1 pseudogene is annotated in these 393 nt (G+C 61.6%); it reads right to left on the bottom strand.

From position 1 onward, the window contains the following. Positions 1–268, bottom strand: a pseudogene (locus tag JHD62_RS23140) (hypothetical protein); the annotation flags it as partial. Positions 269–393 lie beyond the last annotated feature (125 nt).

Below are 393 nucleotides of genomic sequence, written 5' to 3'. Positions count from 1 at the left end.
CCACCCCCCCCCCCCCCCCCCCCCCCCCACCCCCCCCCCCCCCGAACTCCCCCACCAACATCTTTTTTTTTATTATACGGCTACCCCCTATATCTACACATCCTACTGCCCGTCGGCAGCGCCCGACGTGCATCCGACACAGGGCTTCTTCCTTCGACTGGCACTCAAGGAACACACATGCTCCAGAACCAGTCATCAGCGGCGAACCATATTTTTTCAACTCGCTCAAAACGTAGTCAAGCATCTGGATACTGTCTCTTATACACATCTCCGAGCCCACGATACGAACGCAATAATCTCGTATGCCGTCTACTGCTAGAAAATGTTAGTGGGGGGGTGGGGGGGGGGGGGGGGGGGGGGGGGGGGGGGGGGGGGGGGGGGGGGGGGGGGGGG

Origin of the sequence: Aquitalea sp. ASV11 (genome assembly GCF_016429185.1) — a bacterium.
GTDB lineage: Bacteria > Pseudomonadota > Gammaproteobacteria > Burkholderiales > Chromobacteriaceae > Aquitalea > Aquitalea pelogenes.
This window is presented reverse-complemented; position numbering and strand designations above follow the sequence as displayed.